At 62.5% G+C, this 25,307-nt stretch carries 23 protein-coding genes, 1 tRNA gene and 1 pseudogene; 10 read left to right on the plus strand and 15 right to left on the minus strand.

The genetic code is table 11. The features are described 5' to 3' along the window. Nucleotides 1–49: 49 nt before the first annotated feature. The gene (locus tag NKH67_RS24420) at nucleotides 50–856 is read right to left on the minus strand and encodes an undecaprenyl-diphosphate phosphatase (RefSeq protein WP_352473563.1); all 807 of its coding nucleotides are present in this window, start codon (nucleotides 854–856) and stop codon (nucleotides 50–52) included. A gap of 161 nt (nucleotides 857–1,017) precedes the next feature. On the opposite strand from NKH67_RS24420, the gene NKH67_RS24425 reads away from it, so the two are divergent. The 9 genes from NKH67_RS24425 to NKH67_RS24465 all read left to right on the plus strand — a co-directional run bounded on the left by NKH67_RS24425 (nucleotide 1,018) and on the right by NKH67_RS24465 (nucleotide 9,704). Continuing rightward, complete coding sequence (locus NKH67_RS24425; RefSeq protein WP_023678968.1) at nucleotides 1,018–1,710, plus strand: glutathione S-transferase family protein; 693 nt, start codon at nucleotides 1,018–1,020, stop codon at nucleotides 1,708–1,710. Next, nucleotides 1,691–2,851, plus strand: a complete 1,161-nt coding sequence (gene queG / locus NKH67_RS24430; protein WP_352473562.1) for a tRNA epoxyqueuosine(34) reductase QueG — start codon at nucleotides 1,691–1,693, stop codon at nucleotides 2,849–2,851. Before NKH67_RS24425 ends, queG begins: the two co-directional genes overlap by 20 nt. Further along, complete coding sequence (locus NKH67_RS24435; RefSeq protein WP_352473561.1) at nucleotides 2,848–3,756, plus strand: SDR family oxidoreductase; 909 nt, start codon at nucleotides 2,848–2,850, stop codon at nucleotides 3,754–3,756. Before queG ends, NKH67_RS24435 begins: the two co-directional genes overlap by 4 nt. Before the next feature lie 56 nt (nucleotides 3,757–3,812). Continuing rightward, the gene (gene mepA / locus NKH67_RS24440; RefSeq protein ID WP_502893800.1) at nucleotides 3,813–4,910 is read left to right on the plus strand and encodes a penicillin-insensitive murein endopeptidase; all 1,098 of its coding nucleotides are present in this window, start codon (nucleotides 3,813–3,815) and stop codon (nucleotides 4,908–4,910) included. A 121-nt stretch (nucleotides 4,911–5,031) separates the two neighbouring features. After that, entirely contained in the window at nucleotides 5,032–6,057 is a 1,026-nt protein-coding gene (locus NKH67_RS24445; protein WP_352473558.1) for a glucokinase, read from the plus strand. 119 nt (nucleotides 6,058–6,176) lie between these two features. Beyond that, the gene (locus tag NKH67_RS24450; protein ID WP_352473557.1) at nucleotides 6,177–8,036 is read left to right on the plus strand and encodes an ABC transporter ATP-binding protein; all 1,860 of its coding nucleotides are present in this window, start codon (nucleotides 6,177–6,179) and stop codon (nucleotides 8,034–8,036) included. Further along, nucleotides 8,033–8,866: a 4-hydroxy-tetrahydrodipicolinate reductase gene (gene dapB / locus NKH67_RS24455; protein ID WP_352473556.1), complete on the plus strand. Its 834-nt coding sequence runs from the start codon at nucleotides 8,033–8,035 to the stop codon at nucleotides 8,864–8,866. The genes NKH67_RS24450 and dapB overlap by 4 nt, the downstream gene beginning before the upstream one ends. Before the next feature lie 59 nt (nucleotides 8,867–8,925). Further along, the gene (locus NKH67_RS24460; protein WP_352473555.1) at nucleotides 8,926–9,546 is read left to right on the plus strand and encodes a 2,3-bisphosphoglycerate-dependent phosphoglycerate mutase; all 621 of its coding nucleotides are present in this window, start codon (nucleotides 8,926–8,928) and stop codon (nucleotides 9,544–9,546) included. A gap of 73 nt (nucleotides 9,547–9,619) precedes the next feature. Further along, nucleotides 9,620–9,704: transfer RNA gene (locus NKH67_RS24465), tRNA-Leu, on the plus strand. A 129-nt stretch (nucleotides 9,705–9,833) separates the two neighbouring features. Here the strand turns inward: NKH67_RS24465 and NKH67_RS24470 are convergent. From NKH67_RS24470 to NKH67_RS24500, 7 genes are all read right to left on the minus strand, one after another. Continuing rightward, the gene (locus tag NKH67_RS24470) at nucleotides 9,834–10,205 is read right to left on the minus strand and encodes a DUF4087 domain-containing protein (protein WP_352473554.1); all 372 of its coding nucleotides are present in this window, start codon (nucleotides 10,203–10,205) and stop codon (nucleotides 9,834–9,836) included. A gap of 78 nt (nucleotides 10,206–10,283) precedes the next feature. Further along, nucleotides 10,284–10,784: a hypothetical protein gene (locus tag NKH67_RS24475; protein ID WP_352473553.1), complete on the minus strand. Its 501-nt coding sequence runs from the start codon at nucleotides 10,782–10,784 to the stop codon at nucleotides 10,284–10,286. Between the two features lie 115 nt (nucleotides 10,785–10,899). Then, complete coding sequence (locus NKH67_RS24480; protein WP_352473552.1) at nucleotides 10,900–11,307, minus strand: lysozyme inhibitor LprI family protein; 408 nt, start codon at nucleotides 11,305–11,307, stop codon at nucleotides 10,900–10,902. A gap of 100 nt (nucleotides 11,308–11,407) precedes the next feature. Next, nucleotides 11,408–13,702, minus strand: coding sequence for a lysozyme inhibitor LprI family protein (locus NKH67_RS24485; RefSeq protein WP_352502676.1), 2,295 nt, complete (start codon nucleotides 13,700–13,702; stop codon nucleotides 11,408–11,410). Between the two features lie 39 nt (nucleotides 13,703–13,741). Next, the gene (locus tag NKH67_RS24490; protein ID WP_352473550.1) at nucleotides 13,742–14,662 is read right to left on the minus strand and encodes a Do family serine endopeptidase; all 921 of its coding nucleotides are present in this window, start codon (nucleotides 14,660–14,662) and stop codon (nucleotides 13,742–13,744) included. Between the two features lie 113 nt (nucleotides 14,663–14,775). Further along, a complete protein-coding gene (locus NKH67_RS24495) occupies nucleotides 14,776–15,216 on the minus strand; it encodes a hypothetical protein (RefSeq protein ID WP_352473549.1) in 441 nt (146 codons plus the stop codon). 33 nt (nucleotides 15,217–15,249) lie between these two features. After that, nucleotides 15,250–15,600 carry a hypothetical protein gene (locus NKH67_RS24500; RefSeq protein ID WP_352473548.1) on the minus strand — a complete coding sequence of 117 codons (351 nt, stop codon included), beginning with the start codon at nucleotides 15,598–15,600 and terminating at the stop codon, nucleotides 15,250–15,252. A gap of 824 nt (nucleotides 15,601–16,424) precedes the next feature. On the opposite strand from NKH67_RS24500, the gene NKH67_RS24505 reads away from it, so the two are divergent. Next, nucleotides 16,425–16,802: a hypothetical protein gene (locus tag NKH67_RS24505; RefSeq protein ID WP_352502675.1), complete on the plus strand. Its 378-nt coding sequence runs from the start codon at nucleotides 16,425–16,427 to the stop codon at nucleotides 16,800–16,802. 116 nt (nucleotides 16,803–16,918) lie between these two features. On the opposite strand, the gene NKH67_RS24510 is transcribed toward NKH67_RS24505, so the two are convergent. From NKH67_RS24510 to NKH67_RS24540, 7 genes and pseudogenes are all read right to left on the minus strand, one after another. Further along, a complete protein-coding gene (locus NKH67_RS24510) occupies nucleotides 16,919–17,905 on the minus strand; it encodes an IS5 family transposase (protein WP_352469969.1) in 987 nt (328 codons plus the stop codon). A gap of 237 nt (nucleotides 17,906–18,142) precedes the next feature. After that, nucleotides 18,143–19,783 (minus strand): ABC transporter substrate-binding protein, encoded by a 1,641-nt coding sequence (locus NKH67_RS24515; protein WP_352473546.1) that lies wholly within the window; start codon nucleotides 19,781–19,783, stop codon nucleotides 18,143–18,145. A 330-nt stretch (nucleotides 19,784–20,113) separates the two neighbouring features. Beyond that, nucleotides 20,114–21,106 (minus strand): alpha/beta hydrolase, encoded by a 993-nt coding sequence (locus tag NKH67_RS24520; RefSeq protein WP_352473545.1) that lies wholly within the window; start codon nucleotides 21,104–21,106, stop codon nucleotides 20,114–20,116. 16 nt (nucleotides 21,107–21,122) lie between these two features. Beyond that, nucleotides 21,123–21,800, minus strand: coding sequence for an isochorismatase family protein (locus NKH67_RS24525; protein ID WP_352473544.1), 678 nt, complete (start codon nucleotides 21,798–21,800; stop codon nucleotides 21,123–21,125). Nucleotides 21,801–21,820: 20 nt separating this feature from the next. Further along, on the minus strand, nucleotides 21,821–23,125 hold the full coding sequence (locus NKH67_RS24530) for a M24 family metallopeptidase (RefSeq protein WP_352458178.1): 1,305 nt from the start codon (nucleotides 23,123–23,125) through the stop codon (nucleotides 21,821–21,823). Nucleotides 23,126–23,653: 528 nt separating this feature from the next. Then, nucleotides 23,654–24,631 carry a GlxA family transcriptional regulator gene (locus tag NKH67_RS24535; protein ID WP_352458590.1) on the minus strand — a complete coding sequence of 326 codons (978 nt, stop codon included), beginning with the start codon at nucleotides 24,629–24,631 and terminating at the stop codon, nucleotides 23,654–23,656. Nucleotides 24,632–24,840: 209 nt separating this feature from the next. Then, nucleotides 24,841–25,307 (minus strand): annotated as a pseudogene (locus tag NKH67_RS24540) (transposase); the annotation flags it as partial.

The raw sequence follows: 25,307 nt of genomic DNA on the forward strand, positions 1-25,307 counted from the left end.
CTTCGGGCAAGAATAGAGTTCCCGCTGGGATTGCGCTATCCGCGCCGGCTCATCCCCAGATGGCCAGCCCCGCCAGGCCGACGATGCCGACGACCAGCCGCCACCAGCCGAACAGCGCGTAGCCATGGCGCGAGACGTAGTCGAGCAGGAAGCGCACGACGATTAGCGCGGTGACGAAGGCGGCGACGAAACCGACGGCGATGATGGGCAGGTCGGCGCTGCTCAGCACATTGCGGTTCTTGAACAGGTCGAAGGCGAAGGCGCCGACCATCGTCGGGATGGCAAGGAAGAAGGAGAATTCCGCCGCCGCCCGTTTGTCGACGCCGAGCAGCAGCGCGCCGACGATGGTCGAACCCGAGCGCGACGTGCCGGGGATCAGCGACAGGCACTGAAACAGCCCGATCTGCAGATAAAGCCTGGTCGGAAACCGCTCGACATCGTGGTAATAGGGCTTCGGCTTCATGCGATCGACCAGCAGCAGGATGACACCGCCGATGATCAGCATGATGCAGATCAGCCGCGGCGATTCGAACAGCACCGTCTTGATGAAATCGTGCGCCAGCGCGCCGATAATGGCCGCCGGCAGGAATGCGATGAGGATGCCAAGGACGAAATGCCGCGTCAGCCGATCGTAGGGCAGCTCGAGCAGCATCTTCCAGAGACGGCGGAAATAGACGCTGAGAATCGCCAATATGGCGCCGAGCTGGATCAGGATCTCGAAGGCCTTGCCGGTCGAATGAAAGCCGAGGAAATGGCCGGCAAGCAGGATATGACCGGTTGAAGACACCGGAATAAACTCGGTCAGGCCCTCGAGCATGCCGAGCAGCAGCGCTTCGACGACGGTCTGGCTTTCCATGGCAACCTCGGCGTTGGAGTGAGGGCGTGAGAAAAGGGCTTGCTTGTCACGGCGCGGAACTCCCCCTATAGGTCGCAGCACCCTGACAGCCCCTGAATCGGGCGGCCAAGACTTACCGGCGCAGCCGGCGATTTGCCAGTGCGCTCTATTATCGCGGGACCATGCTGACGCTTTTCCACCATCCGATGTTCGCCAGCTGCCGCTTCGTCCGCCTCGCCTTTGGCGAGTATGGCGAGGAACTGGCGCTGATCGAAGAGAAGCCGTGGACGCGGCGCAAGGAGTTCCTGGCGCTGAACCCGGCCGGCACGCTGCCGATCCTGCTCGCCGAAGGCGACGTGCCGATCGTTGGCGCAGTGGTCATTGCCGAATATCTCGACGAGACGCGCGGGGTACTCAAGCGCGACAAGCGGCTGTTCGCCGAGGATCCGATGGAGCGCGCCGAAATCCGACGGCTGACCGATTGGTACCTCAACAAGGCGGAAAGCGAGGTTACCCGGCACCTAGTGCGCGAGCGCGTCCTGAAGCCGGTCATGCCGGAAACGGCAGGCGGCGGCTCGCCCGATTCGGCGGCGATCCGCGCCGCCCGCGCCAATATCCGCCAGCACATGAAATACACCAACTGGCTGGCCGGCACCCGTCATTGGCTGGCCGGCAACAAGGTCACCTATGCCGATCTCGCGGCGGCGGCGGCACTGTCGGTGCTCGACTATCTCGGCGAGATCGACTGGCGCGAACACAGCGCCGCGCGCGAATGGTATACAAGGGTGAAATCACGGCCTTCGTTCCGGCCGCTTCTGTCCGACCGGGTGCGCGGCCTGTCGCCGGTGTCACATTATGCGGATCTCGATTTCTGATACGGCAAAGCTGCGCGCGCTGATCGACCGCGAGGCGCGGAATGCCGGCTTCGACGCCGTTGCCGTCACCACGCCCGATGCGATTCCGCAGGCGCCGGAACGGCTGGCCGAATTCGTTGCCGACGGCTTTCACGGCTCGATGGGCTGGATTGCCGAAACGCTCGAGCGGCGAGGCAAACCGACAACGCTTTGGCCAGAGGTCCGCTCGATCATCGTGCTGGCGATGAATTACGGGCCCGACCACGACCCACGCGACATCCTGGCAAAGCGCGACCGCGGCGCGATCTCGGCCTATGCGCAGAACCGCGACTATCATGACGTGATGAAAGGCCGGCTGAAGGAGATCGCCGGCAAGATCGTGGCGCGCGCCGGCGGGGACGTGAAAGTGTTTGTCGACACCGCGCCGGTGATGGAAAAGCCGCTGGCCGAGGCGGCCGGCCTCGGCTGGCAAGGCAAGCACACCAACCTGGTCAGCCGCGCGCATGGCTCCTGGCTGTTCCTCGGCACCATCTTCACGACGGCCGAGCTGGTGCCGGACGCGCCTGAGAACGATCATTGCGGCTCCTGCCGAGCCTGCCTCGACGCCTGCCCGACGGACGCCTTTCCGGCGCCTTACCGGCTCGATGCACGGCGCTGCATTTCATACCTCACCATCGAGAACAAAGGACCGATCCCGCATGAGTTCCGGGAAAAGATCGGCAATCGCATCTATGGCTGCGACGACTGCCTGGCCGCCTGCCCGTGGAACAAGTTCGCCCAAGCCGCTTCGGAGGCAAAGCTTGCCGCCCGCGCGGACTTGCGCGAACCGCCGCTCGCCGAGCTGCTGCGTCTCGACGACACTGCCTTCCGCACGCTTTTTTCGGGCTCGCCGATCAAGCGCATCGGCCGCGACCGTTTTATCCGAAACGTGCTGATAGCGGCCGGCAATTCCCAGGACTTGTCGCTGGCCGGCGCCGTTCGCGCGCTGCTCGACGACGCCTCGCCCCTGGTTCGCGGAGCTGCGGTATGGGCGCTGTCGCGGCTGGTGCCGGGTCGGGAGTTCGCCGAACGTGCCGCAGCCGCTTTGCAAGCAGAACATGACGAGGCGGTGAGAGGCGAATGGCTTCTGGCCCTGCCAAAGCCGATCGAGGCGCATACATGACAAAAAAGCAGATTTTCATCTTCGGCGCCGGTTATTCGGGCAGGGCCTTCGCCCGCGCCAACAGGGATGCCGACACAACGATCTTCGGTACAACACGGTCGCTGGAAAAATTCGCGGCGCTGCGGCAAGCCGGTATCGTGCCGCTGCGTTTCGATGGCACGCTGACCTCCGAAATCGGCGATGCCCTTGGCAGGACAACCCATCTCGTCGTCTCGGTCGCGCCGGACAAGGCCGGCGACCCGATGCTGGGCGCGGCACGCGAGGAGATCGCGGCCAACATGCCGGAGCTCGAATGGATCGCCTATCTCTCCACCGTCGGCGTCTATGGCGACCGTGGCGGCAATTGGGTGGACGAGGCCGCCGAATGCCGGCCGTTGTCGAAGCGGTCGGTGATGCGTGTTGCAGCCGAGCAGGATTGGCTACAATTGGGCCATGACATCCACCGGCCGGTGGCGATCCTGCGGCTTTCCGGCATTTACGGGCCGGGCCGCAACGCCCTGGTCAACCTGGAAAACGGCACTGCGCGGCGGCTGGTCAAGCCGGGCCAGGTGTTCAACCGCATCCATTGCGACGATATTGCCGGTGCGCTCTGGCATCTCGCCGAGGGCAATCGCGGCGGCATCTTCAACGTCACCGACGACCTGCCGGCGCCGCCGCAGGACGTCGTCGCCTATGCCGCCCAATTGATGGGCATCGAGCCGCCGCCCGAAATTCCGTTCGAGACCGCCCAACTTTCGCCCATGGCGCGGTCTTTCTACAGCGAGAACAAGCGTGTCGCCAACGCGGCAATCAAGGCGGCCGGTTATGGCTTTCGCTTTCCCGACTATCGCTCGGCGCTCGATGCCATGTGGGCGAGCGGCGACTGGCGCGACGGCGAGGCGCGCAGCCCGATGAAACGGTCATGATCGATACGTTGCGCGGGCTATGGTATGATGCGGTTCAAATCGCGGAGGGGTCCAGCTTGGGGAAGACGTTAGCGCGAGCCTTGCCGGGCAAAACGCTGCTGCTGACGGCAGTACTGGCCATCGCCGGCTTGGCGGCGCTTGCAACGCAGCCAGGGAGCGCCGAGCAACGGGCAAAGGACCTGTTCGGCGCCAAAAAGCTGCCGGCACTCGCAGCAGCGCAATCGATCGGCTTTTATTCCAAAGGCTGTTTTTCCGGCGGCGTCGCCCTACCCATGGACGGCCGGCACTGGGAGGTGATGCGACCGTCGCGCAACCGCCGCTGGGGTCATCCCGCAATGATCGCGCTGATCGAGAAACTGTCGCGCGATGCCGCTGCCGACGGCTGGCCGGGCTTGCTGATCGGCGACATCTCGCAACCGCGCGGCGGTCCGATGCTGACCGGCCATGCCTCGCACCAGATCGGCCTCGACGCCGACATCTGGCTGACGCCGATGCCCGACCGTAAGCTCTCGGCCGAAGAGCGCGAAAACATCAGCGCTACCTTGATGGTCGATGAAAAGACCCATTTGGTGAAGGACGGGCTGTGGACGCCGATGCACACGCGGTTGTTGAAGCGCGCCGCGAGCTATCCCGAAGTCGAGCGCATCCTGGTCAATCCCGGGATCAAGAAGAAGCTCTGCGACACGGTCAAAGGCGACCGTAGCTGGTTGCGCAAGGTCAGGCCGTTCTGGGGCCACGACTACCACTTCCACATTCGCATCGGCTGCCAAGCTGGATCACCCGACTGCAAGGCACAGGAAGCGACGGCGCCAGGCGATGGCTGCGACCAGGCGCTGGCCTGGTGGTTCACCGAGGAGCCGTGGCGCCCCAACAAGAACCCGGACAAGCCGAAGGCACGCGACCTGATGACGATGGCGAACCTGCCCAGGCAATGCCAGTTCGTGCTCGACGCGCCAGCTCCGCCGTCGGCGGAAGCAGTCACCTACTATGGCGACGGCGTGCCGATCGCGGCCACCGCACCCGCTCTCGCAGCCGAGCCTGCGCCGCAGCCAACGGTCGCAGCCGGCGCGGGAGCGCTTCCGGCCTCGGCGAACGCCTTTGTGGCGACGCCCGAGATCGGCATTCCGCTGCCCCGGCCACGACCGGGGCACTGATGCGGGCAGCGTGTTCGCTGTCTGCATCCGTGCATCTCCACTTCGAAAACCGATTTCCCTTTTTGCGGTCATGCGCTAGTCAACGAGAGAACGGCGATACGCGTCGGGAACGGACGAGAGCATGCCAGGCGTAAGCGACGACGACACTCTGTTGCGATTTCCGATCCTGATCGGCGATATAGGCGGCACCAATGCGCGCTTCTCGATCGTACTAGACGCGAATTCCGAGGCCGGCGAGCCGACCATCGTCCAGACCGCCAACTTCAATACGATTGACGAGGCGATCCAGTCGGCCGTGCTCGACCGCTCGTCGGTCCGGCCGAATTCAGCTGTGCTGGCGGTAGCCGGTCCTGTCGAAAGCGACGAGATCCCGCTTACCAATTGCCCATGGATCGTCAAGCCGAGACAGATGTTCGCCAGTCTCGGTCTCAGCGACGTCGTGGTGCTCAACGACTTCGAGGCACAGGCGCTGGCTGTCGTCGCGCTCGGCGAAGAGCATATGGAAAAGATCGGCGGCGACGAGCCGGAACCGAATTCCGGGCGGGTGGTGCTCGGCCCGGGAACCGGGCTCGGTGTCGCCGGGCTGGTTTATGCGCTGCATCACTGGATACCGGTGCCCGGCGAGGGCGGCCATATGGATATCGGCCCGCGCTCACCGCGCGATTTCCAGGTGTTTCCGCATATCGAGAAGCTCGAGGGCCGCATCTCCGGCGAACAGATCCTGTCCGGACGCGGCCTGGTCAATGCCTACCGGGCGGTGGCCAAGGCGGACGGCAAGCCGTCGCCCTTTACAACGCCTGCCGAGGTCACCGCCGCGGCGCTGGCAAAGAACGATCCGGTGGCCGAAGAGGCGCTGTCGATCTTCGTCACTTGCCTAGGGCGCACCGCCGGCGATCTCGCTCTGGTGTTCATGAGCCGCGGCGGCGTGTTTCTCACCGGCGGCATCGCGCAAAAAATCCTGCCGGCGCTGCGCACCGGCAATTTCCGCGCCGCCTTCGAGGACAAGGCGCCGCACAGCGCCCTGATGCGCGGCATGCCGGTCTACGTCATCACCCATCCGCTTGCGGCGCTTTTAGGGCTGGCCGCCTATGCCAGAAATCCGTCGCTGTTCGGCGTGCAGACGGCGGGGCGGCGCTGGCGGGTTTAGGACACAAGCTGCGCCGCGACGAAGTTTCGCCGTCCCCGGCCATAGGCAAGCCGCCATCGGGGCGTTAAGAGGTTGCCGAATTGCAGTCCGGCCGAACCGAAACCACAAAGCGCTCCAACGTGACAATTCCAGCACCAACCAAAGGGAAAGTCCGTCCCAGCGAGATCGTGGCGGTGATCCGCCGCATCATCGCCGAGAACAGCCGCGATTATCGCTGGTACTATGCTCTTGCCGTGCTGTGCCTGGTGACGATCGCGGCGACGACCGCCTTCACAGCCTGGATCATGAAGGATGTCATCGATCAGATCTTCTACCAACGGCGCGGCGATCTTATCGCGCTGATCAGCGTGTCGATCCTGGCCGCCTTTATGCTGCGCGGCCTGGCCAGCTACGGCCAGGCAGTGACGCTGGCCAAAATCGGCAACAATCTGGTGGCGCGCTATCAACGCCGCATCTTCGACCATCTGATGAAGCTCGGCGTCGGCTTCTTCAATGACACCCGCTCGGGCCGGCTCGCCGCGCAGATCAACGAGAACGTCAACGGCATCCGCGATCTCCTGTCGATGACGCTGACATCGCTGGCGCGCGATGCGGTATCGCTTGTCGCGCTAGTCGGCGTCATGATCTGGCAGGACCCGATGCTCTCGGCGATGTCGCTGCTGATCGGGCCGCCGTTGATCTACAGTGTCACCTATCTGATGCGCCGGGTGCGTCGCATCACCCGTGAATCGGTGCAGATCAACTCGCGGCTGATCGGCGCCATGCAGGAAGCGACGCAAGGCATCGCCATCGTCAAGGCCTTCACCCTGGAAGACGAGCTGTCGCGCCGCATCGGCGGCCTGGTCGCCGGCGCCGAGCAGCGGGCAAACAAGATCGCCCGCGTCTCGGAACGGCTGACGCCGATCTCCGACATGCTGGCCGGCTTCGCCGTCGCCGGCGTCATCGCCTATTCCGGCTACCGGGCGACCGTCGGCGGCCAGCCGCCGGGCGCGGTGTTTGCCTTCATCACCGCCCTGCTGCTTGCCTATGATCCGGCCAGGCGGCTGGCGCGTATGCAGGTTGGCATGGAAAAGTCGCTGGTCAATGCGCGCATGATCTACGAGCTTCTCGACCTCGAGCCGCAGCAAGGTGACGTGCCGGCAGCCGCCGAGGCGAAATTCACCTCTGGCGAAGTGCGCTTCAACAACGTGTCCTTCCGCTATGTCGAAGAGGCGCCGGTCCTGCAGGATCTGACCTTTGTCGCCGCCGCCGGCAAGGTGACCGCCATCGTCGGAGCCTCGGGCGCTGGCAAGACGACGCTGGTTGCGCTGCTGCAGCGCTTCTACGATGTCGAGTCGGGCAGGATCGAAATCGACGGCCAGGACATTTCAAAGGTCACCAAGCATTCGCTGCGCGGCTCGATCGCCTATGTATCGCAGCAGCCCTATCTGTTAGAAGGCACCATCCGCGACAACATCCGCTACGGCAGGCTGAGCGCCACCGACGCAGAGATTGAACGCGCCGCCCAACAGGCCGCGGCACACGATTTCATTCGCCAGCAGCCGCAAGGCTACGACACGCCGGTCGGCGAGAATGGCGTGACGCTGTCGGGCGGCCAGCGCCAGCGCGTATCGATTGCACGCGCCATCGTTCGGCAGGCGCCGATCCTGCTGCTCGACGAAGCGACCTCGGCGCTCGACAACGAGGCCGAGGCCCGCGTCCAGGAAGCGCTGACCCATGTCATGGAAGGGCGCACCACCATTGTCATCGCGCACCGGCTGTCGACGGTGGTCAATGCCGACCATATCATCGTGCTGGAGCAGGGCCGGCTGGTCGAACAGGGCACGCATGCCTCGCTGATGGCCGACCCGCACAGCGTCTATGCCCGGTTCCATCGGGTGCAAGGCAGGAAAGGGCTGGGGCTTGTCGATGACGCCAAGCCAATCCAGACTGCGGCGCAAAATGATCACGCGAAAAAGGCGGTCGGGAGACATTCATGAGCGACACGCCGACCGTGAGTGAAATGGGCCTGGTGGTGGTGGGCGCGGCTGGCCGCATGGGCCAGGCGCTGATCCGCGCCATCCACACGATACCGGGCGCGCGTGTCGCCGGCGCCATCGCGCCGGCCGGTTCGCCACATCTCGGCAAGGATGCCGGCGAGCTGGCCGGCGTCGGCAGGCTCGGCGTGGCGATCGGCGACGATCCGCTGCCGGCCTTCGCCAAGGCCGACGGCGTGCTCGATTTCACCACGCCGGCAGCGACCGTCGAATTCGCCGGCTATGCGGCGCAGGCGCGCATCGCCCATATCATCGGCACCACCGGCTGCTCGGCTGAAGACAATGCCAGGATCGCGGCGGCGGCGCGGCACGCGACGGTGGTCAAGTCAGGCAATATGAGCCTCGGCGTCAATCTGCTGGCGGTGCTGGTTGAGCAGGCGGCGCGCGCGCTCGATGCCGACGATTTCGACATCGAGATCCTGGAAATGCACCACCGGCACAAGGTCGATGCGCCGTCGGGCACGGCGCTGCTGCTCGGCGAGGCCGCCGCTGCCGGGCGCGGCGTAGCACTTGCCGGCAACGATGTTCGCGTGCGCGACGGCCATACCGGCGTGCGCAAGGCAGGCTCGATCGGTTTCGCCAGCTTGCGCGGCGGCTCGGTGGTCGGCGACCACAGTGTGGTGCTGGCCGGTACCGGCGAGCGCATCACGCTTGCCCATCATGCCGAGGACCGGGCGATCTTTGCCCGCGGCGCGGTCAAGGCAGCCCTGTGGGCGCGCGGCCGCAAGCCGGGCCTCTATTCGATGCGGGACGTGCTCGGCCTGACAAGCTGATCCACAGATTTGGCTGATCCACAAGATTTGGCTGATCCACAAGATTTGAAGGAGCAAATATGTCGAGAACTCTCGTGCTCGTGCGCCACGGCCAGAGCGAATGGAACCTGAAGAACCTATTTACCGGCTGGCGCGACGTCGACCTGACCGAACTGGGCCATGCCGAGGCCAAGTCGGCCGGCGCCAAGCTCAGGGCGCGCGGCATGAAGTTCGACATCGCCTTCACGTCGTCGCTGATCCGGGCGCAGAAGACCTGCCAGCATATTCTCGACGCCGTTGGCCAGAGCGACCTCGAGACCATTCGCGACCAGGCGCTGAACGAGCGCGACTATGGCGATCTCTCCGGCCTCAACAAGGATGATGCGCGCAAGAAATGGGGCGAGGAGCAGGTGCATGTCTGGCGCCGCTCCTATGACGTGCCGCCGCCCGGCGGTGAAAGCCTGAAGGACACCGGCGCGCGTGTCTGGCCCTATTACCTGCACGATCTGCAACCGCATGTGCTGCGCGGCGGCACCGTGCTGGTGGCGGCGCACGGCAATTCGCTGCGCGCGCTGATCATGGCGCTGGACGGCAAATCGGGCGAGGAGATCGTCAAGCTCGAGCTCGGCACCGGTGTGCCGATCATCTACACGCTCAACGCCGATTCCACGGTGGCGTCGAAGGAAGTGCTGGAGCATTGAGCCGGAGAAGGAACGCGGCTTTCAAAAAAGCGCGTTGACACTCATCCCTCGCCCGCTTAATGAGCGCGCACCAGCCCAGATGGCGGAATTGGTAGACGCGCACGGTTCAGGTCCGTGTTCCGCAAGGAGTGGAGGTTCGAGTCCTCTTCTGGGCACCAAATTCCCGTTTCGAACCGATTGATGCGGTTTCAGAGACCCAAGAAAAAGCCCGGTTTGCCGGGCTTTTTCTTGATCCAATGCTCTAAGCTGCCTACCGTCAGCCATGGTATCCACAAGATATCCAACAATTATCCGTCCGGGTTAGGCAGCGATCTGTCGTTGCGACAGCGCAGCAGCGGAAGGATTTGGCCCGAGATCACTCTGGTGATCTTCTGTTGCTTGGCGTTGGTTACGACGTTCATGCACGCACATCCGTAGCCGTGACCCGAACCAGGCACATTGGTCTCGACGAATTGCCGCTCGTCAAAGGCCGGCACATTGTCGATGCCCTTGGGATCCGGGCGTCCCTGCATCTGGATCCACCAATCCCCGTCACTGTCGGTCAGGACGAGGTTGCCGGGGGTCGGGCTGGAGTACCAGCCACAACGGCGCTCGGCATGGGCGGCTGCAGACAAGGACATGATAGCCAGGCAGACACAGATAGCGAACAGTGGGCGCATGAATATCTCCTCCCTGAAGTAGGTCAGGTCGTGCCGCCGATCCGTTGGCGCCGGGGACGCGCATGACTTTTGCGAGCCTTATGACTTCAACTTCGTGTCCACATGTTCTTCGATCAATCCGCAATGAAGCGTCACGGGCGCCCTTTGGACGTTGCTGAGTGGACCGTCGATGAAATCGCAGCCGAGCAGATTGACCGAGCTGCTCTTGCGCGCCGACGCAACGTTGACGTTGACATCGGGAGGGCCGGCAAGCCAGTCGAGACGCTTTGCGTCGACCTTGGCGCCGCTGATGCGGGCGTGGCCGCCTGTGCCCGGTATCTCCACCTCTTCGTCGTGCGGTGTGAGATCGATCAGGCCGACTTCGTTGGCGTGCTTCGCGGCGCTCGGCTTGGGGTCGCCGTAATAGGAGGCGAAGACGACGATTCCCTCCTTTTCAGCCGCGAGCTTGGCGGCTGCTTTCTTGGACAGCGTGACGTTGACGTCGAAGCCCATGTCATCCTGGGCTGTTGCCGGCACGGCAGATGCCAGCAGCACAGATGCCGCAATCGCCATTGCGAGCGATGATCCGCAGCGTTTCACAATCCACCTCCTTCAAGTCCCCACGCAGTGATGATGCCCCTCGCATTGTTCATATCTGGCAGCGACGTCATGCTCGCCGCCGGCTTCATCATGATCAAATAAGTTGCAGCACGTGTCAGTTCGCGGCCGGAACGGGGCAACTCAGATCGCCTTCCTTGCAATTCAGGTAACCCTCGAAGGCTTTGACACGGGATTGCGTCAGGCCGTCCATGCATTGCGCGATGAGCATCGGTATTACGCTTCCTCCGGCCGATCCAGCAGTCTGAAAACTGCACTCCGCGTCGCGAAACTTGCCCCAATCCCGCTGTGCCTGAACAAGAAGCTTCTTGGTATCCGCATCGTCCTTCAGGCGGGCTTCGATCTGCTTGTAAAGCTCATTGAGCTTCTTGTCGGATTTCTGGAACTCGGCACCGAAGCACTGATTCATGGTGGCCTGATCCTTGGCATCGGCGCACTTGTCCTTGGCAAGGGCGAATGTCGGCGCAGCCAGAACCACGGCAGCAGTCAATATCGCTATTTTCATCGATTTCCCTTTCCGATTGCAGTCAAGCTCTTAAGTTGCTCAGCCCCGCCCTATGTTCTCGTCAGCTGTCCGTTATTGCCACGATCGGCCCATGGCCCGATTATCTGGTTTTCATTGGATCAGCTTTGCCACCTTCGGCGACCGTGACGTTGCCGACCTTTCCTGAGCCGGTCAGCGTGCCGCCCTCCTTGACCATGACTTCGCCGGAGACCTCTCCGTCAACGACAAGCAGTCCCGAGACGGAAACGTCACCGGTCAAAGAGCCGGTCACGTGCAACTCCGCTCCCGCCACCACTTCCGTCATGCCCGAATATTTGTTCTTGCCGCTCAGCGTCAGCTTGCCACCGGCAACAACGAGGCCGCCGCTGTCGCCGGCGTCATCAAAGTCCGCGATGGTTCCATCAAATTGCCCGTCGGCTGCTGTCAGGATCAGTCTGCCCGCGCCCAGATAGACCTCGCCTTTACCGCCAAGGTTGCGAATGGCCGTATCGTTCAGGGAGTGCGCCACTCCCCAGGGCTTCAGGTGGTTTCCTTTCTGATCGATGTTGAGCACACCGTCGACTATGACGCGCGAGGAATGCTCGATGCTGCCCGGCCCGGCCAGAGTAAGATAGCCATCGGCCGCGATGTGGGTTGTGCCCGTGTAGGTATTGGCCCCGGTCATGCGCACGTCCGCGTCCTTCTCGATCGTGAAGTCGCCGGCGCCGAAGATGTTCCCGGCCAATCCGAGCCATCCGTCGCTGCCCATTTCGCCGTTCACTCGGTTGAGCTGCACTTGATCCTTGACAGCCGCGTCTGTCGTAAAGTCGGCAGCGCTGACAAAATAGGGTGAATAGGCGGTTGTTTTGTTCTCCAGATCATACATCACGGAATTGGACTGAAAGAAGGGTAGGCCGACCCAAATTCCATGGCCTCTCTCCTCATCGCTTTGGCGATCGATAACGACATCGCTGTATTCCCTGTTGTTGAAACTATCGTCAAATCCAAAAAACTTGAAGTTTATTATGCCAGAACTGTATTTATCAATTTTAAAACCTTTCGTCTTGAGCTTATTTAAAGTATCTTCATTCGCAATATGAACAAATGTCGCTGTTCCTGTATCCAATAAGACGGGTCCGCTGAAATCAACCGATTGCTTCTTTCCCTTATGGTCAAAAGAAATCGTATAACGGTAAGACCCTTCGTACTCATTGGATGCATTCGCGCCTGATCGCGGGAATCGTCTCTGGTAAGCCTGAAAATCCCCTTCGCCCCACGGCGTCAGGGCCGTAAACTGGGATCTCAGACTGGGGGACAAATTCAGCGTCAGGCACGGACCGCAGCCCGGTGTCGTCTTCCTTTTTCCAAGATTTGCATTGGCAGAGACCACATAGCCGCTTCGGGTTTGACCGCCGGGGGCACTGGTCTGGTCTCCTGGAAAGATAAAATCGGCGGCTCCAAAGATGCCGTAAAACGTCGTCGAACCACCGGGTTCGCCTTTCTGCATTCTCTCGCGCGCATTAAGATCCGCATAGACTGGCGTATCGCCGTATTGACCAACGGGCTTCTGCATCAATTTCACATCCTCGAGGTCGCCGAAACCCTTGGTGTAGACGTAATCCACCACCCGAGCAGCGCTAAAGCCGCCGTCGAAGGTTACGACAGGCTCCCACGCATCATCCGGATCGTAAAAAGACAGGCTGTCGAACCGTACCTGTTGTACCCAATCGCCATAGGTGCCGTCACCATAGGCGTACATTGCGGGCTTGCTGCCGGGCACCGGCTTTACGCCAGGGACGCTCGAATCGATCTCCGCGTTGAACTCATCCGACCCGGTGTCGAATTCGAACAGACGAGGCTTGGCACTATTGATGCCCACCATGATCCCGAGTTTGTGATAACCACCGTCGGTTCCGTATTCCCTGACGTGTTGCAATGGAATAAGTATCGGGCCGGCAGCCTGGACAGGGACGGTCTCTTCGGCCACCGCAGGTGCGGCATGTGATGTGTTCGCTGCCGGAACGGGGCAGCTCGGATCGCCTTCCTGGCATTTCAGGTAATCCTCGAAGTCTTTGACACGGGATTGCGTCAGGCTGTCCATGCACTGCGCGACGAGCATTGGCATTACACTTCCTCCGGCCGCTCCCACGGTCTGGAAACTGCACTCCGCGTCGCGAAATTTGACCCAATCGCGCTGTGCTTGAACAAAAAGCGTCTTGGTATCCACATCATCCTTCACGCGGGTTTCAATCTGCTTGTAAAGCTCGTTGAGCTTGTTGTCGGATTTCTTGGACGCGGCATCGGCGCACTCGTTCGCGGCGGCCTGATCCTTGGCGGCGTCGTAGCACTTGTCCTGGGCAAAAACGAAAGCCGGCATGGCCAGGACCATGGCAATGGTCAGCGTCGCGGTTTTCATCGGTTGACCTCTGTTTAGAACTGCCGGCCCGGTCGGCTGCTAGTTGGCATCGTCGTCGTTCGATCCGGCAGCGTCGTCGGTACTGTCATCCGTCGCATCGTCATCCGAGCTGTTGTCGTCAGTGTCGGTGTTGTTGTCGCCATCACCACCGTCCGTTGGGTCTGCATCGTCATTCTGATCGCTCGAATCGTCCTGATCGTCGGAACTATTGTTGTCAGTGCTGTCATCCGACGCATCGTTATCCGTACTATCGTCGTCAGTGTCGTCGTTCTGATCGCTCGGATCGTCCTGATCATCGGAACTTTTGTCATCGGCATCGGGAGGAGACGTTTCTGCGTCCTGACTGGCGTCCCCAGGCTGCGAGTCGTCCCCGCGATAGCTTGTGTCATTGAGGCCCGTCTCCATCTCCTCGTCATACTCATCGACGATCTGCGTCCATTCCTCTCGATTGTCGACGCTCGTCCATTGGGAGATATTGTTGACCGAGATGTTGGTGTTGAAGTTGTTGACGGTGATGTTGGTGTTGACCTCGACGACGTCTGTGACTTCTGTCCCGCGGTTCACGCCAAACAGGAAACTGGTGGCACTCGCGGCAAGGGCGGCCCAAACGAACCTATCGACATCGCGCGGCGTCGAAATCGGCTGATGCCGCACTGTGGCAAGCACGTCACCCGGTCGGATGCCTTGCCGCGCGGCAACACCGTGGGGTGCAACGGCCAGGACATACACGCCGCGAAGCTTGGGCGGGATCTGGTAGCGGTGCCGAGAGGCGTGATTGATCGGTATCAGAACCGCGTTAAGAGCCCGGGAAACATAGGGTTTCGGCAGATCATATTTGCTGGCATACGCAACATTGATCGTGTGCGGGACAGCTACACTCACAACAGCCGTCATTTTCACTGAAGTTGCCAATGCACGGGCGAGCTGCATTATCAGTCTGGATTTTCGAACGGTTTGCATTTTGCACATCCTGCAGCTGATGATTGGAGTCGATCTCAGAGCCCCGGCGCCCCGGAGCGCTCACCAATCATTCTCCCCCTGCACCAACGGTCAGCGGCAATTTCCAGCGATCATCACCGTCGTTCCGTAACTTCCTCGGCAAAACACTTTGCCAGGTCTTGCGGCGCTCCGAGCTTCTTCGCCCAGGATACCAGTTCAGGTTTTTCCGACGGCTCGGCATAGCCGCCCCACACGTCGCGAAACTGCTTCTTTCCGTCGACTGTCTGGAAGAACATCACGCCGTCGTCGCTCACCGGCGTGGAGACGTAGGCGGCGCTCCAGCTGCCGCTCTCCATGATCGTGAAGAACTTTGCCTGAGCGGGCTTGAACTTATTGGTCATCGCCGAGACGACGAGAGGGGCATATTCCTGCTTGCGCGCCTTCGTCACTTCGACCTTTATACCGTCACAGGCGTTATTCGCAGCGAAAGCGGACGTCAGCGCCATTCCCAACCCCGCAAGGCCGACCATAACGATTTTGGCATGTCGCCGGACCAGGCCGCTGAATTCAGACATGATTGGCTTCCTCCTTGTTCGCCCCCGAGTCCCTTAATCGGAATCGTCATCGTCGGATGAATTGTCATCGTCCGGTGTATCGACCTCGCAGCCGATGCCGCGGCAGCCTTGGTAGTTGCCTTGCGTGTCGAAGTTCGGATTGCCTTCCTTGTCGTACTGCGGCCTGTCGTCGATGCTTTTATCCCTGTCATCAGGATCGTCGACTTTACATCCGAGCCCATGGCAGCCGATGTAACGGCCCCTGGTATCGAAGTTGGGATTGCCGTTCCTGTCGAACTGCGGCCGGTCGTCTATCTTCCGGCTCCCTTTATGGGACCGATCAACCAGGCAGCCCTTTCGGCGACAACCATCGTAGTCGTCGGTGGTACAACCGACGATCGCCATCAAAGCAGTGACCAAGGCCGCACAGATTACGAGTTTCACGATTCATTCCTCCGACCGGCTGGCGGCGGACATCGTCCATATCGGAAGGCCATTGCAGGCGGCGATCCCCGCCTTTGCCGCGAAGGCTGGCGCCAATCGGAGGAGGGCAAAGCTTCGCCGGCCATCAAACGAGAGCCAGGCTGCGGGCGATGCATTCGACGACTTAGCCGACGGTTGCCGTAATCTCTTACGTGGGAGGGAACGCTCCCAGCGGGGGCCGCCGCATTAGCGAGTGTCAATATTCCTCTCCATGCTTAGTGCCCCGTCCGCCCAAGCATGTTTCAACGATCCGCTGACGCGGCTGTGCTTCCAAGAAATGCATCCAAGTCAGCCTATGACAAGGACAAATCCCAATATCGCAGGATTGAATTTTGCAAATGCTTAATAATTCGGAATCAGCACGGGCTATCTTAGCAGATACTGAAATGTGACCAGCAGCAAGATTCCGGAATGCTTCCTTAGGTTTGTTCTCATTAAGCCGAGTTAGTACAAGCAATATTCTATGTTGTTGTGAATTTTGCGCCAGCTCTACAAAAAGGGCGTGACGAACCCACCCCTAATCGCGATCTATTGTGGTATTTTTTTCGAACCCAGCCAACCGTTGCGAGGGCCGAAAGAAACGCGCCCCTTTGCCCGACATTTCAACGCTGCGGAGTGCCAAACAGGGGCGCCGTGGGGGCGGCACATCCCACAAAAGCTCGCAGAGGCGGCTGCGGCCGACCGGATGCGGCGCCAGCGCCAGATAGGCGAGCAGCGCACACAGCTTGCGCGATTTTGGGAGCTGGATGATCGATCAGAACATCGCGCAAGGGCATTATCTCGGCGCGCTGATCAAGGCCGAACCGGCACTCGCACTGGCGGCGCCGGTGAGCATCAACATCGTGTGCTTTCGCTACCGCGCGGACGGGCTGGGCGGGGAGCGCCTGAAAGCGCTCAATACCGAGATCATGCTGAGGCTGCAGGAAGAAGGCATCGCCGCCATTTCCGACACGACGGTGCATGGCCAGCCTAGCCTCAGGGTGGCGATCAACAACCACCGCACCCGGCGCGACGATCTGGACCTGCTGGTGCGGGAGACCGTGCGGCTTGGACTGGAGATTTCAAGGCCTGGCGTGGCTCTTCCTTCTCCCCTTGGGAGGGCTTTGCATGAAGGGTGTGCTTAACCTGATTGGCCTACTGGGCGTCTTTTGAAGGCGTCTAAGGCCTCGCCCTGTCGCCCTGGCGCGGCATCGACCGGCATCATTGGCCCGATCGGCTCGATTTTGGACGCACTCCTCCCTCACGCCCGTCTCTCTTCGGGTGGATACAGGACACCGATCATAGTCCGCAGATTGTAGGCGCATGCCGCCAGCATGCACTGCGTGCGGTTGGTCGCAAGGTTGAAGAAGCGCATGCGCCGCATGCCGTAACGCTCCTTGAACACGGCGAAAGGCCGCTCAACCGCCGCCCGCACCTTGGAGATCAGCCGGTTGCGCAGCTTGTCGCGCGGCGGCAATTCAGGGTGATGCTTGTTGGGCCGCCGCATCAGGCGCTCCTTGATCTTGGCCTCAGCGAGCCGGTCATGCCTGGCATGGGTGTAATAGGCCTGATCGCCATAGACCGCCTTCTCATCGCCGCAGATCAACCGGTCGGCCGGCTCGGTGTCGGTGACTGAGGCGTCGCTCACCTCGACGCGCCGGATCAAGGTGTGCCCCTGGTCGACGCCAATGTGCATCTTGTAGCCAAAAGTGCTCTTTTTGCCCTTCTTGCCCCAGCGCGCATCCTTGTCCGCCGACGGCTTGACCGGGCCGTGGTGGCCCTTCTTCGGCTGCTTGGGCGGCCGGCCGGGGGATTGCATGAACGAGGCATCGACCAGCGTGCCGCGCTTGACGATCAGGCCTTTCGTCTCCAGCTGCCGGTTGATCTCCTCAAACACCTTGTCGATCAGCCGCTCACGCGTCAGCTCGTCGCGAAAGCGCCATAGGGTCGAATGATCGGGCGTACGGTCCGAGAGGCTGAAGCCAACGAAGCGGCGAAACGACAGCCGGTCACGGATCTGCGCCTCAAGCGCTGGATCGCTCAGCCCATGCCACACACCCAGCAGAAGGCAGCGCACCAGCAACATTGCCGGGTAGCTGGCGCTACCCGGGCCGCTGCTGCTGCGCGGGCCAAGCAGCTTGCTGATCGGCTCCCAGTCCAGCTCTTTCGCAATCAGGTCGAAGATCGTCTCATCCGACACCGCAAGACCGTCCGCCAGACTCAACTGACCCAGAACACGATCCACCATCGCGAATCTCCCTGCTCCAACCTCACAACAGAATCACTGATCGGCTTCTGTGCAAAGATCTCCTTGTGGGAGAAGGTGGACGCGAAGCGGCCGGATGAGGGGTGTTCCAGCTTGATACTGACGGCACTCCGTCCGCACCCCTCAACCGTCTTGGCGCTGCGCGCCAATCCACCTTCTCCCACAAGGGGAGAAGGAAGAAAGAGCGGCGCTGGCCCCGACAATTGGTCGTCTGCAAGGCTACGCCTCGAGCCAGACCTTCTCGAAATGCTGCTCGAGCGATTGGTGCTGCTCGCAGCCATGCACGCGCTTGCGGTAGGTGCGGTAGACCGAGCGCCAGTAGGGCTGGATGATGACGCCGGAATCGCGCAGATTCTGTTCGATCTTGGCCATGAGCTCCTTGCGGGCGCCGGGATCGGGCATCGCCAGCGCCTTGTCGAGCAGACTGTCGAATTCCGGATCGGCGTAGGCGGTCTCGTTCCACGCGGCGCCAGACTTATAAGCGAGCGCCAGCACCTGGACGCCGAGCGGCCGGCCGAGCCATTCCGTGCAGGAGAAAGGATATTTGCTCCAGTCGTTCCAGAAGGTCGCGGCCGGCAGCACGGTGCGCTTGATCTTCAGCCCGGCCTCGCGCATCTGCGCAGCGATGGCGTCGCCGGAGCTCTTCTGCCAGTCCACGTCGACCGAGATGAGTTCGTATTCGTGGTCGGCCTTGCCGGCCTCGGCGAGCAGGGCCTTGGCTTGATCAATGTTGCGGGCGGCCGGACCGATATCGGCATATTCGGGATGCATCGGCCCGACATGATGGTTCTCGGCAGGCTTGCCGCGGTTGTCCATGCCGATCTTCAGCACGGCGGCGTTGTCGACGGCGAGCTGGGCGGCGCGGCGCACCTTGATGTCGTCATAGGGCGGATTGCCGATATTGAACCGCGCGACGATGGTCGAGCCGGTGGCGATTTCCGAATTGCTCAGGCCCATGGAGTCGGTCTGCGCAACCGTGTCGGAGGCGGTTTCGTGGTCGGTGTCGATCTCGCCCGATTCGAAGGCCGACAGCATCGCATTGGGGTCGGAGCCGTAGTCCACCCATTTGATGCCGTCGAGGTAGAACTCGCCCTTCCACCATGGCTTGTCTTTGCGGCGGACTTCGGCGCCGACCTCGGCGTCCCATGCCACGAGTTCGCAAGGCCCGGTGGTGATCGCCAATGCCTTCAGCGGATCGCCGTCGCCTTCATAGCTGCGGTGCATGATCAGCGCCGGGTAGTCGGCCATGCCGGCGATCAGCGAAATGTCGGGCTTCGGCAAATTGAGCCGCACGGTGACGTCGTCGACGCGCTCGATGCCGCCGTCGACGGGCTTCTTGGTATCGGCGTTGACCAGTGCGCCCATGCGCGCGGCGACCGAATTGCCGGCGACGGACGCATCGCACCAGCGCGTCAGATTGTGGATCACGTCGTCGGCGTTGAAGGTGTCGCCGTTCGACCAGGTGATGCCCTTGCGGACATGCAGCGTCAGCACGCGGGCGTCGTCGCTGGTTTCCCAGCTCTCGAGCAGCCATGGCTCGAAGGTGAAGTCGCGCTTCCAGCGCACCAAATATTCGTTGCACTGGCGGGCGACGTTGGACATCTCGACGCCGTCGAAGGTGCGCGGATCCTTCCAGCCCTTGACGTTCATGGCAACGCGCAAGACGCCGCCGCGCTTCGCCTCCTCGGCCCTGGCCGGTGACGGAGCAAGCCCGCCAAGCGCCAGCGCGCCGGCAGCGCTGATACCGAGCGCAGCCATGGTGGCGAGATATTCGCGGCGGTTCATCTGGCCTTTCTTGAAGCCATCGGCGACGGGCTCGGCCTGCGGATGCAGTTTTCGATCGGTCAGCATGAACTTCATTGTCGTCATTCCCCTGTTGTTGGGCACCTCTGCCGATCGCCAAACGCGGGGGACGGATGCGATCGCCGGAGCGCCATTGCCTCGGGGATGATAGGGCGAGCGCCCGTGCGGGAGTGTTCGGACTTCCGCAGTTCTTGTGCGCTGTTCCGCAAGCGGAAAGTCCCCCTCACCCGGATCGCCAACCGAATTGCGAAGGGCAGTTCGGGGCAATCCGACCTCTCCCCCGGGGGACCCCCGGGGGAGAGGAGGTCGCCTGCGTTGATGCCCGGCTCTTCTCGCCAGCGGGGAGAAGGTGGACGCGAAGCGGCCGGATGAGGGGCCTTCGCAACCTCAGTAAGGCCAGTCGCCTTTGCCAAGCGCGGCGATGGCCGCAATGATGCGGGCGAAGGCTTCACCGGCGCGCGGAACGGTTTTGCGGGCGCGCAGGAAACTGTGCACCAGTCGCGGCTCCTCGCGCCACCAGGCGCGGCCGCCGGCGGCGAGGATGCGGTCGCGATAGGCCTCGCCGTCGGAGGACAGCGGATCGCACTCGGCTGTGATGATGAAGGTCGGCGGCAGGCCGGAGAAATTGCTGCCTCGGAGCGGCGAAAAGGTCGGATCGTCGGGCGACTGTGCCTTTGCGGAGCGCACGTTGCGATAGAATTCGATATCGCGCAACGTCAGCAGCGGCGCTTCGGCGTGCTCGACACAGGAGCCGGCGCTCTCTTTGCCAACTGGTTCCGGGCCGCCGAGCTCGGGATAGATCAGCACCTGGCCGATCGCATGGCGAGGATGGCGGTGTGTCGCCTGTGCCACCGCAGCGGCCAGATTGCCGCCGGCGCTTTCGCCGCAGAGCACTATCGGCAGGCCGGCCGTCGCCGTCGCCCATTCGAATACGGCCAGCGCATCGTCGAAGGCGGCCGGATGCAGATGCTCGGGCGCCAGCCGGTAATCGGCGGACAGCACGGCAAAGCCGGTGCCGGCGCATATCTCGGCGCAGATGTCGTCATGGTTGTCGAGCCCGCCAAGGACGAAGCCGCCGCCGTGATAATAGACAACCATCGCCTGCGGCGCCGTGCCCGCCATCTGGTAACGCCGGACCGGGATCGCACGGTCGCCGGCAGGAACCGCGCTGTCGCTGGCCTTGACGCCGGGTGGGTAGGGCTCGCGAAACGCCCGGCACATGGCGTCATAGACCGCCCGCTGCCTTTCGATCGGCATGAAAGCGATTTCGGGCGGATACCAGTCGTTGACCCGGTCGATATAGGCCCACAGCTCCGGATCGAGCAGCGTCTGGTATTTTCCGCGGTCTTTTATTTCGGGTCGATCGGCCTCGGTGACCATCGCTGCGCGATCCCGCTCAGAGCTCGGCATAGAGGCGGGCGGCGTTTTCATAGCTGAAACGCAGCGGCACCGAGCCCTCGACCTGCCAGGCATCGACCGTCTCGCCTGCCAGCAGCCGGCAGGCGCCGTCGGTGGTGGTGACGGCACCGCCATAGAGCCGGTTGGCGAGGTTGAGGATGGCCGTCTGGTGCATCGCCGTGCTGCCGCTGCCGCAGGCATCCTTGACCAGCAGCACTCGAAACCCGAGCGCCACCGCATCCTTGACGGTGGCATCGATGCAGGCCTCGGTCCAGACGCCGGCAACGACCAGCCACTCGATGCCATCGGCCTTCAACCGTTCGGCGGCAGGCCCCGCGCGGAAGGCGCTGGCATCGGTCTTGACCAGCATCATCTCGCCTGGCGCCGGGCCTACTTCCGCGCAGATGGCAGTCAGCGGATCGTCCTTGTCGGAAAATGCCGACTTGCCGCTGGCCTCGACCGGGTGGAACGGCCGCGCCGTGGCGAGATCGACGATATAGGCCCAGTGATACAAAGGCACATGATTGGCTCGTGCTGCTGTCTGCAGCCGCTGGACGTTGGCGAGGATATCGCCATAGCCTTCGACCAGATAGCGCTTGTCCCGCCGATGCTCCTCCTGGAGATCGATGAACACCGCCGCCACCTTGCCGCGCTTGATCGAGATCGGGCTTTTCATGCAAAACTGCCTGTCAGCACTCAAACCTGCCTGTCAAGGAACTCGTCCTCATAAGGGAAGCGCGACAGAAGCTCGGTGCCGGTCTCGGTGATCAGGATCTCGTCCTCCAGCTTGACGCCCTCACGGCCGCCCTTCTCGCCGATATAGCTTTCGACGCTGACCACCATGCCGGGCACGATGACACCGTCGCGGCCATAGGTCTCGTAGTCCATGGCATGCGCGATGAACGGCGTCTCGCCATGCATGCCGACGCCGTGCATGACCGAGGTATAGCGCTGGTCGACGAAGCGGTCCGGTATCTTCCAGGCCTTTTCGGCAATCTCGCGAAATGCCATGCCCGGCTTGACGACCCCGATATTGTGCTGAACCTGGTCGTGCGCCATCTTGTAGAGCGACTTCTGGTAATCCGTCGGCCTGCCCGGGCCGCAGCGGAAGGTACGCGAGAAATCCGAATAATAGCCGTAGCAGCCGATCGTGTCGGTATCGAGCGCCAAGAGTTCGCCCGGCCTGATCTTGCGGCCGCTCGCCTCGTTGAACCACGGATTGGTGCGCTGGCCCGAGGTCAGCAGCCGGGTTTCGATGAACTCGCCGCCTTGCCGGATCACCTCGCCATACATGATGGCGAACAGGTCGTTTTCGGAAACGCCGGGCTTGATCGCCTCGCGCACGGCATAGACGGCGGCCTCGGCGCCAGCCATCGACACCTGCAGGCATTTTACTTCCTCGGGCGTCTTGACCGCACGCACCGCCAAAATCTCGCCCTGGCAATCCCGCACCTCGCAGCCGCGCTTTTCCAGCGCCAGTGCCTGCAGATGGCTGCAGCGGTCAAGGCCGAGCTTCATCGAGCCGCCGCCATGCGCCTTGAGCAATTCGGCGATCTCATCGGCGAACGGGCCGGCGGTCTCGTCGTCGCGGCCTGACACCGATGACCAGACCAGCTTGGACGGACGCGCCTCGTCGATCGTGTCGAGCACCATCGAGACATGGTAGCTCTGCGGATATTCGAACAACACGATCGGCCCTTCGGTGGGGATGAAGAAGTAGCGCGTCGAGTTGCGCAGGAAATAGCCGAACATGTTGCGCGAGCCGGTGGCGTAGCGCTGGTTGTAGGGGTCGAACAAAACGACGCCGCCATAGCCGGCCTCGCGCATCCAGGCGCGCAGCCTGGCCAGCCGGCCCTTGCGCAGCGCGTCGGCGTCGATGAAGGACGGCTCGGTGTCCGACAGCCACATGCCGCCGGCCGGATCCGCCGCCGCCGGATGGCGCATACGATCCCTAAAGTCGACATCCTCGGTGCTGTCGGGGTCAAAAACGACGATGCTCATGGGTGCCTCCTGGAAGCGGCGAGGATGGGCCATGCGCCGCGTAGAGGCTGTGCGAGATACCGCAGATGTTGTGCGAAATACCGCTTGAAGTCGTTCCGTAGCGTTCTACGGCGCCCCCCTCTGTCCTGCCGGACATCCCCCCTCAAGGGGCAGGGCAATCGCATTTGGATTCTTACGAAGATGGACCCCCACCCTAACCCTCCCCACAAGGGGGAGGGAACGCTGCCGCCCGCCCTTACTTCCCCTTTTGGCGCCGAAAGGCAGGCAATTTGCCGAGGTCAGCGCCAACGGAAGTCTCCCTCCCCCTTGTGGGGAGGGGTTAGGGGTGGGGGTACGTCGTAGAGCGAAAGCCTCGGCTTTCCATCTGCGATAGCCCTGTCTCAAGGGGGAGATCGGCTCGTCATCGCCGCTTTCGTGAATTTCCACCGTCGCAGGAGGAGCGGAGCATCGAAGCTGCCAATCTCCCCCCTTGAGGGGGAGATGCCCGGTAGGGCAGGGGGGGCGCTGTCCCGCCAACATCCGAAATACCTAATGCCTCCGCATCACCTTCGGCGCATGGCCATGCTCCTCCCGAAACGCCCGCGCAAAACTCGACATCGAGGCGAAGCCGCAGGCCAGCGCCACGTCGCGCACCATCAGCGTCGAATGCGCCAGGAGGTCGGCGGCACGCTTCAGCCGCAGGCGGCGGTAATAGCCGTTGGGCGAGATACTGAGTTCGGAGCGGAAATTGCGTTCGAGCTTATCGGAGGAGATACCAAGTCGCCCCGCCAGTTCCGCCATGCCGAGCCGCTCCTCCACCGCATCCTCCATGATGGCGATGGCCGACAGCACCAGTTCGTTCTGCACGCCGGTCCGCAGCCTGAGCGGCATCAGCTTGCGGTCGACGCTGGAGCGTAGCGGGCTGTGCACAAACCATTCGGCGACGCCGGCGGCCAGTTCGGCGCCATAATCGCCGGTGATGATCTCCAGCATCATGTCGAGGCTGCCGACGCCACCGGCCGAAGTGAAGCGCTTGCGGTCGATGACATAGAGATCGCGCCTCAGCTCGATGTCCGGAAACGCTTCGGTGAAGGCAGCCTGGCTGGTCCAGTGCAAGGTGCAGGCATGACCGTCGAGCAGGCCGGCCCGAGCCAGGAAGAAGGCGGCATCCGCCACCGCGCCGATATGGGCACCGCCGCGCAGGCTTTTGCGGATCCAGCTCACGGCATCCTCGGCGACGAGATGATCGGCGTCACCGCCTGAGCAGACGACGATGCGATCGACCTTCGGCGCGTCATGGGCGGAAAAGCCGGGCTGAATGACGACGCCATTCGAGGCCTCGACGGGGCCTTCGGCGGCGCCGACGATGATCCAGCGGTACCAGTCCCGCTTGGCCAGCACGTTCGCCGCGCGCAGCGGCTCGATCACCGAGCTGAACGCCATCATCGGAAAGCCTGGGAAGACCAGGATGGCGAAGGTGAGGGGGGTATCGCTTGCCGTCGGTTGGTTGCGTTGTCGGTTGTTCATAGCTTCCGGAGCCAGGCAGCAAGGTGGATCAGGAAGCTACAATTCTGCCAGATGGCGCCAAGGTCAACGGAATAGAATGTAAGACACATGGATATGGATGCAGAAGTTGTGTGCGTCAAGTTCTGCAAAATGGCGTGGCATTGCGTTGACGTCGGCGTGTCCGCCGCGCAGCCCCCGTGTTTAGCGGAGCGGCGGACACATGACGGTGCTCAGGCGGCCAGGGCCCTCAGGCTCTCCTTCTTGTGCTCGCGCAGATGATCCATGTTGAGGTAGCGGGTCGCCTCGAGCCAGTTCTCGTGGATCTCGACCGCCAGCGCCCGAACCAGCCGCAGACAACTCCGCGGGTTGGGGAAGATGCGAACGACCAGGGTGCGCCGCTTGATCTCCTGGTTCAGCAGAGCCCCCTCACGAACTCGCGCCAGCTCGAATGGCTCTCCCGGTTGGCCAGCTCCACGCCCAGAACCTGGCGCCGGCCCTCCCAATCCACGCCGATCGCCACCAGCACCGCCTGGCTGGCGATCACGCCCGCCTCGCGAGCCCGTTCATAGCGCGCGTCCAAGATGAGATACGGATAGCTTTCCTCGAGCCGCTGCGTGAAGAACGCCTTGAGCGCCTCATCCAGCCGCATCGTCGCCTCGCTCACCGTCGAGGCCGAGAAAGAGTGGCCGCACAGTTC

This window comes from Mesorhizobium sp. M0968 (assembly GCF_040319065.1).
Classification (GTDB): Bacteria; Pseudomonadota; Alphaproteobacteria; order Rhizobiales; family Rhizobiaceae; genus Mesorhizobium.

Excerpts from the sequence above, each read along its gene's own strand:
- NKH67_RS24420 (WP_352473563.1), bottom strand. The coding sequence starts at position 856 with ATGGAAAGCCAGACCGTCGTCGAAGCGCTGCTGCTCGGCATGCTCGAG.
- NKH67_RS24425 (WP_023678968.1), top strand. The coding sequence starts at position 1,018 with ATGCTGACGCTTTTCCACCATCCGATGTTCGCCAGCTGCCGCTTCGTC.
- queG (WP_352473562.1), top strand. The coding sequence starts at position 1,691 with ATGCGGATCTCGATTTCTGATACGGCAAAGCTGCGCGCGCTGATCGAC.
- NKH67_RS24435 (WP_352473561.1), top strand. The coding sequence starts at position 2,848 with ATGACAAAAAAGCAGATTTTCATCTTCGGCGCCGGTTATTCGGGCAGG.
- NKH67_RS24445 (WP_352473558.1), top strand. The coding sequence starts at position 5,032 with ATGCCAGGCGTAAGCGACGACGACACTCTGTTGCGATTTCCGATCCTG.
- dapB (WP_352473556.1), top strand. The coding sequence starts at position 8,033 with ATGAGCGACACGCCGACCGTGAGTGAAATGGGCCTGGTGGTGGTGGGC.
- NKH67_RS24460 (WP_352473555.1), top strand. The coding sequence starts at position 8,926 with ATGTCGAGAACTCTCGTGCTCGTGCGCCACGGCCAGAGCGAATGGAAC.
- NKH67_RS24470 (WP_352473554.1), bottom strand. The coding sequence starts at position 10,205 with ATGCGCCCACTGTTCGCTATCTGTGTCTGCCTGGCTATCATGTCCTTG.
- NKH67_RS24480 (WP_352473552.1), bottom strand. The coding sequence starts at position 11,307 with ATGAAAATAGCGATATTGACTGCTGCCGTGGTTCTGGCTGCGCCGACA.
- NKH67_RS24485 (WP_352502676.1), bottom strand. The coding sequence starts at position 13,702 with ATGAAAACCGCGACGCTGACCATTGCCATGGTCCTGGCCATGCCGGCT.
- NKH67_RS24490 (WP_352473550.1), bottom strand. The coding sequence starts at position 14,662 with ATGCAAACCGTTCGAAAATCCAGACTGATAATGCAGCTCGCCCGTGCA.
- NKH67_RS24495 (WP_352473549.1), bottom strand. The coding sequence starts at position 15,216 with ATGTCTGAATTCAGCGGCCTGGTCCGGCGACATGCCAAAATCGTTATG.
- NKH67_RS24500 (WP_352473548.1), bottom strand. The coding sequence starts at position 15,600 with ATGGCGATCGTCGGTTGTACCACCGACGACTACGATGGTTGTCGCCGA.
- NKH67_RS24505 (WP_352502675.1), top strand. The coding sequence starts at position 16,425 with ATGATCGATCAGAACATCGCGCAAGGGCATTATCTCGGCGCGCTGATC.
- NKH67_RS24510 (WP_352469969.1), bottom strand. The coding sequence starts at position 17,905 with ATGGTGGATCGTGTTCTGGGTCAGTTGAGTCTGGCGGACGGTCTTGCG.
- NKH67_RS24515 (WP_352473546.1), bottom strand. The coding sequence starts at position 19,783 with ATGAAGTTCATGCTGACCGATCGAAAACTGCATCCGCAGGCCGAGCCC.
- NKH67_RS24520 (WP_352473545.1), bottom strand. The coding sequence starts at position 21,106 with ATGGTCACCGAGGCCGATCGACCCGAAATAAAAGACCGCGGAAAATAC.
- NKH67_RS24525 (WP_352473544.1), bottom strand. The coding sequence starts at position 21,800 with ATGAAAAGCCCGATCTCGATCAAGCGCGGCAAGGTGGCGGCGGTGTTC.
- NKH67_RS24530 (WP_352458178.1), bottom strand. The coding sequence starts at position 23,125 with ATGAGCATCGTCGTTTTTGACCCCGACAGCACCGAGGATGTCGACTTT.
- NKH67_RS24535 (WP_352458590.1), bottom strand. The coding sequence starts at position 24,631 with ATGAACAACCGACAACGCAACCAACCGACGGCAAGCGATACCCCCCTC.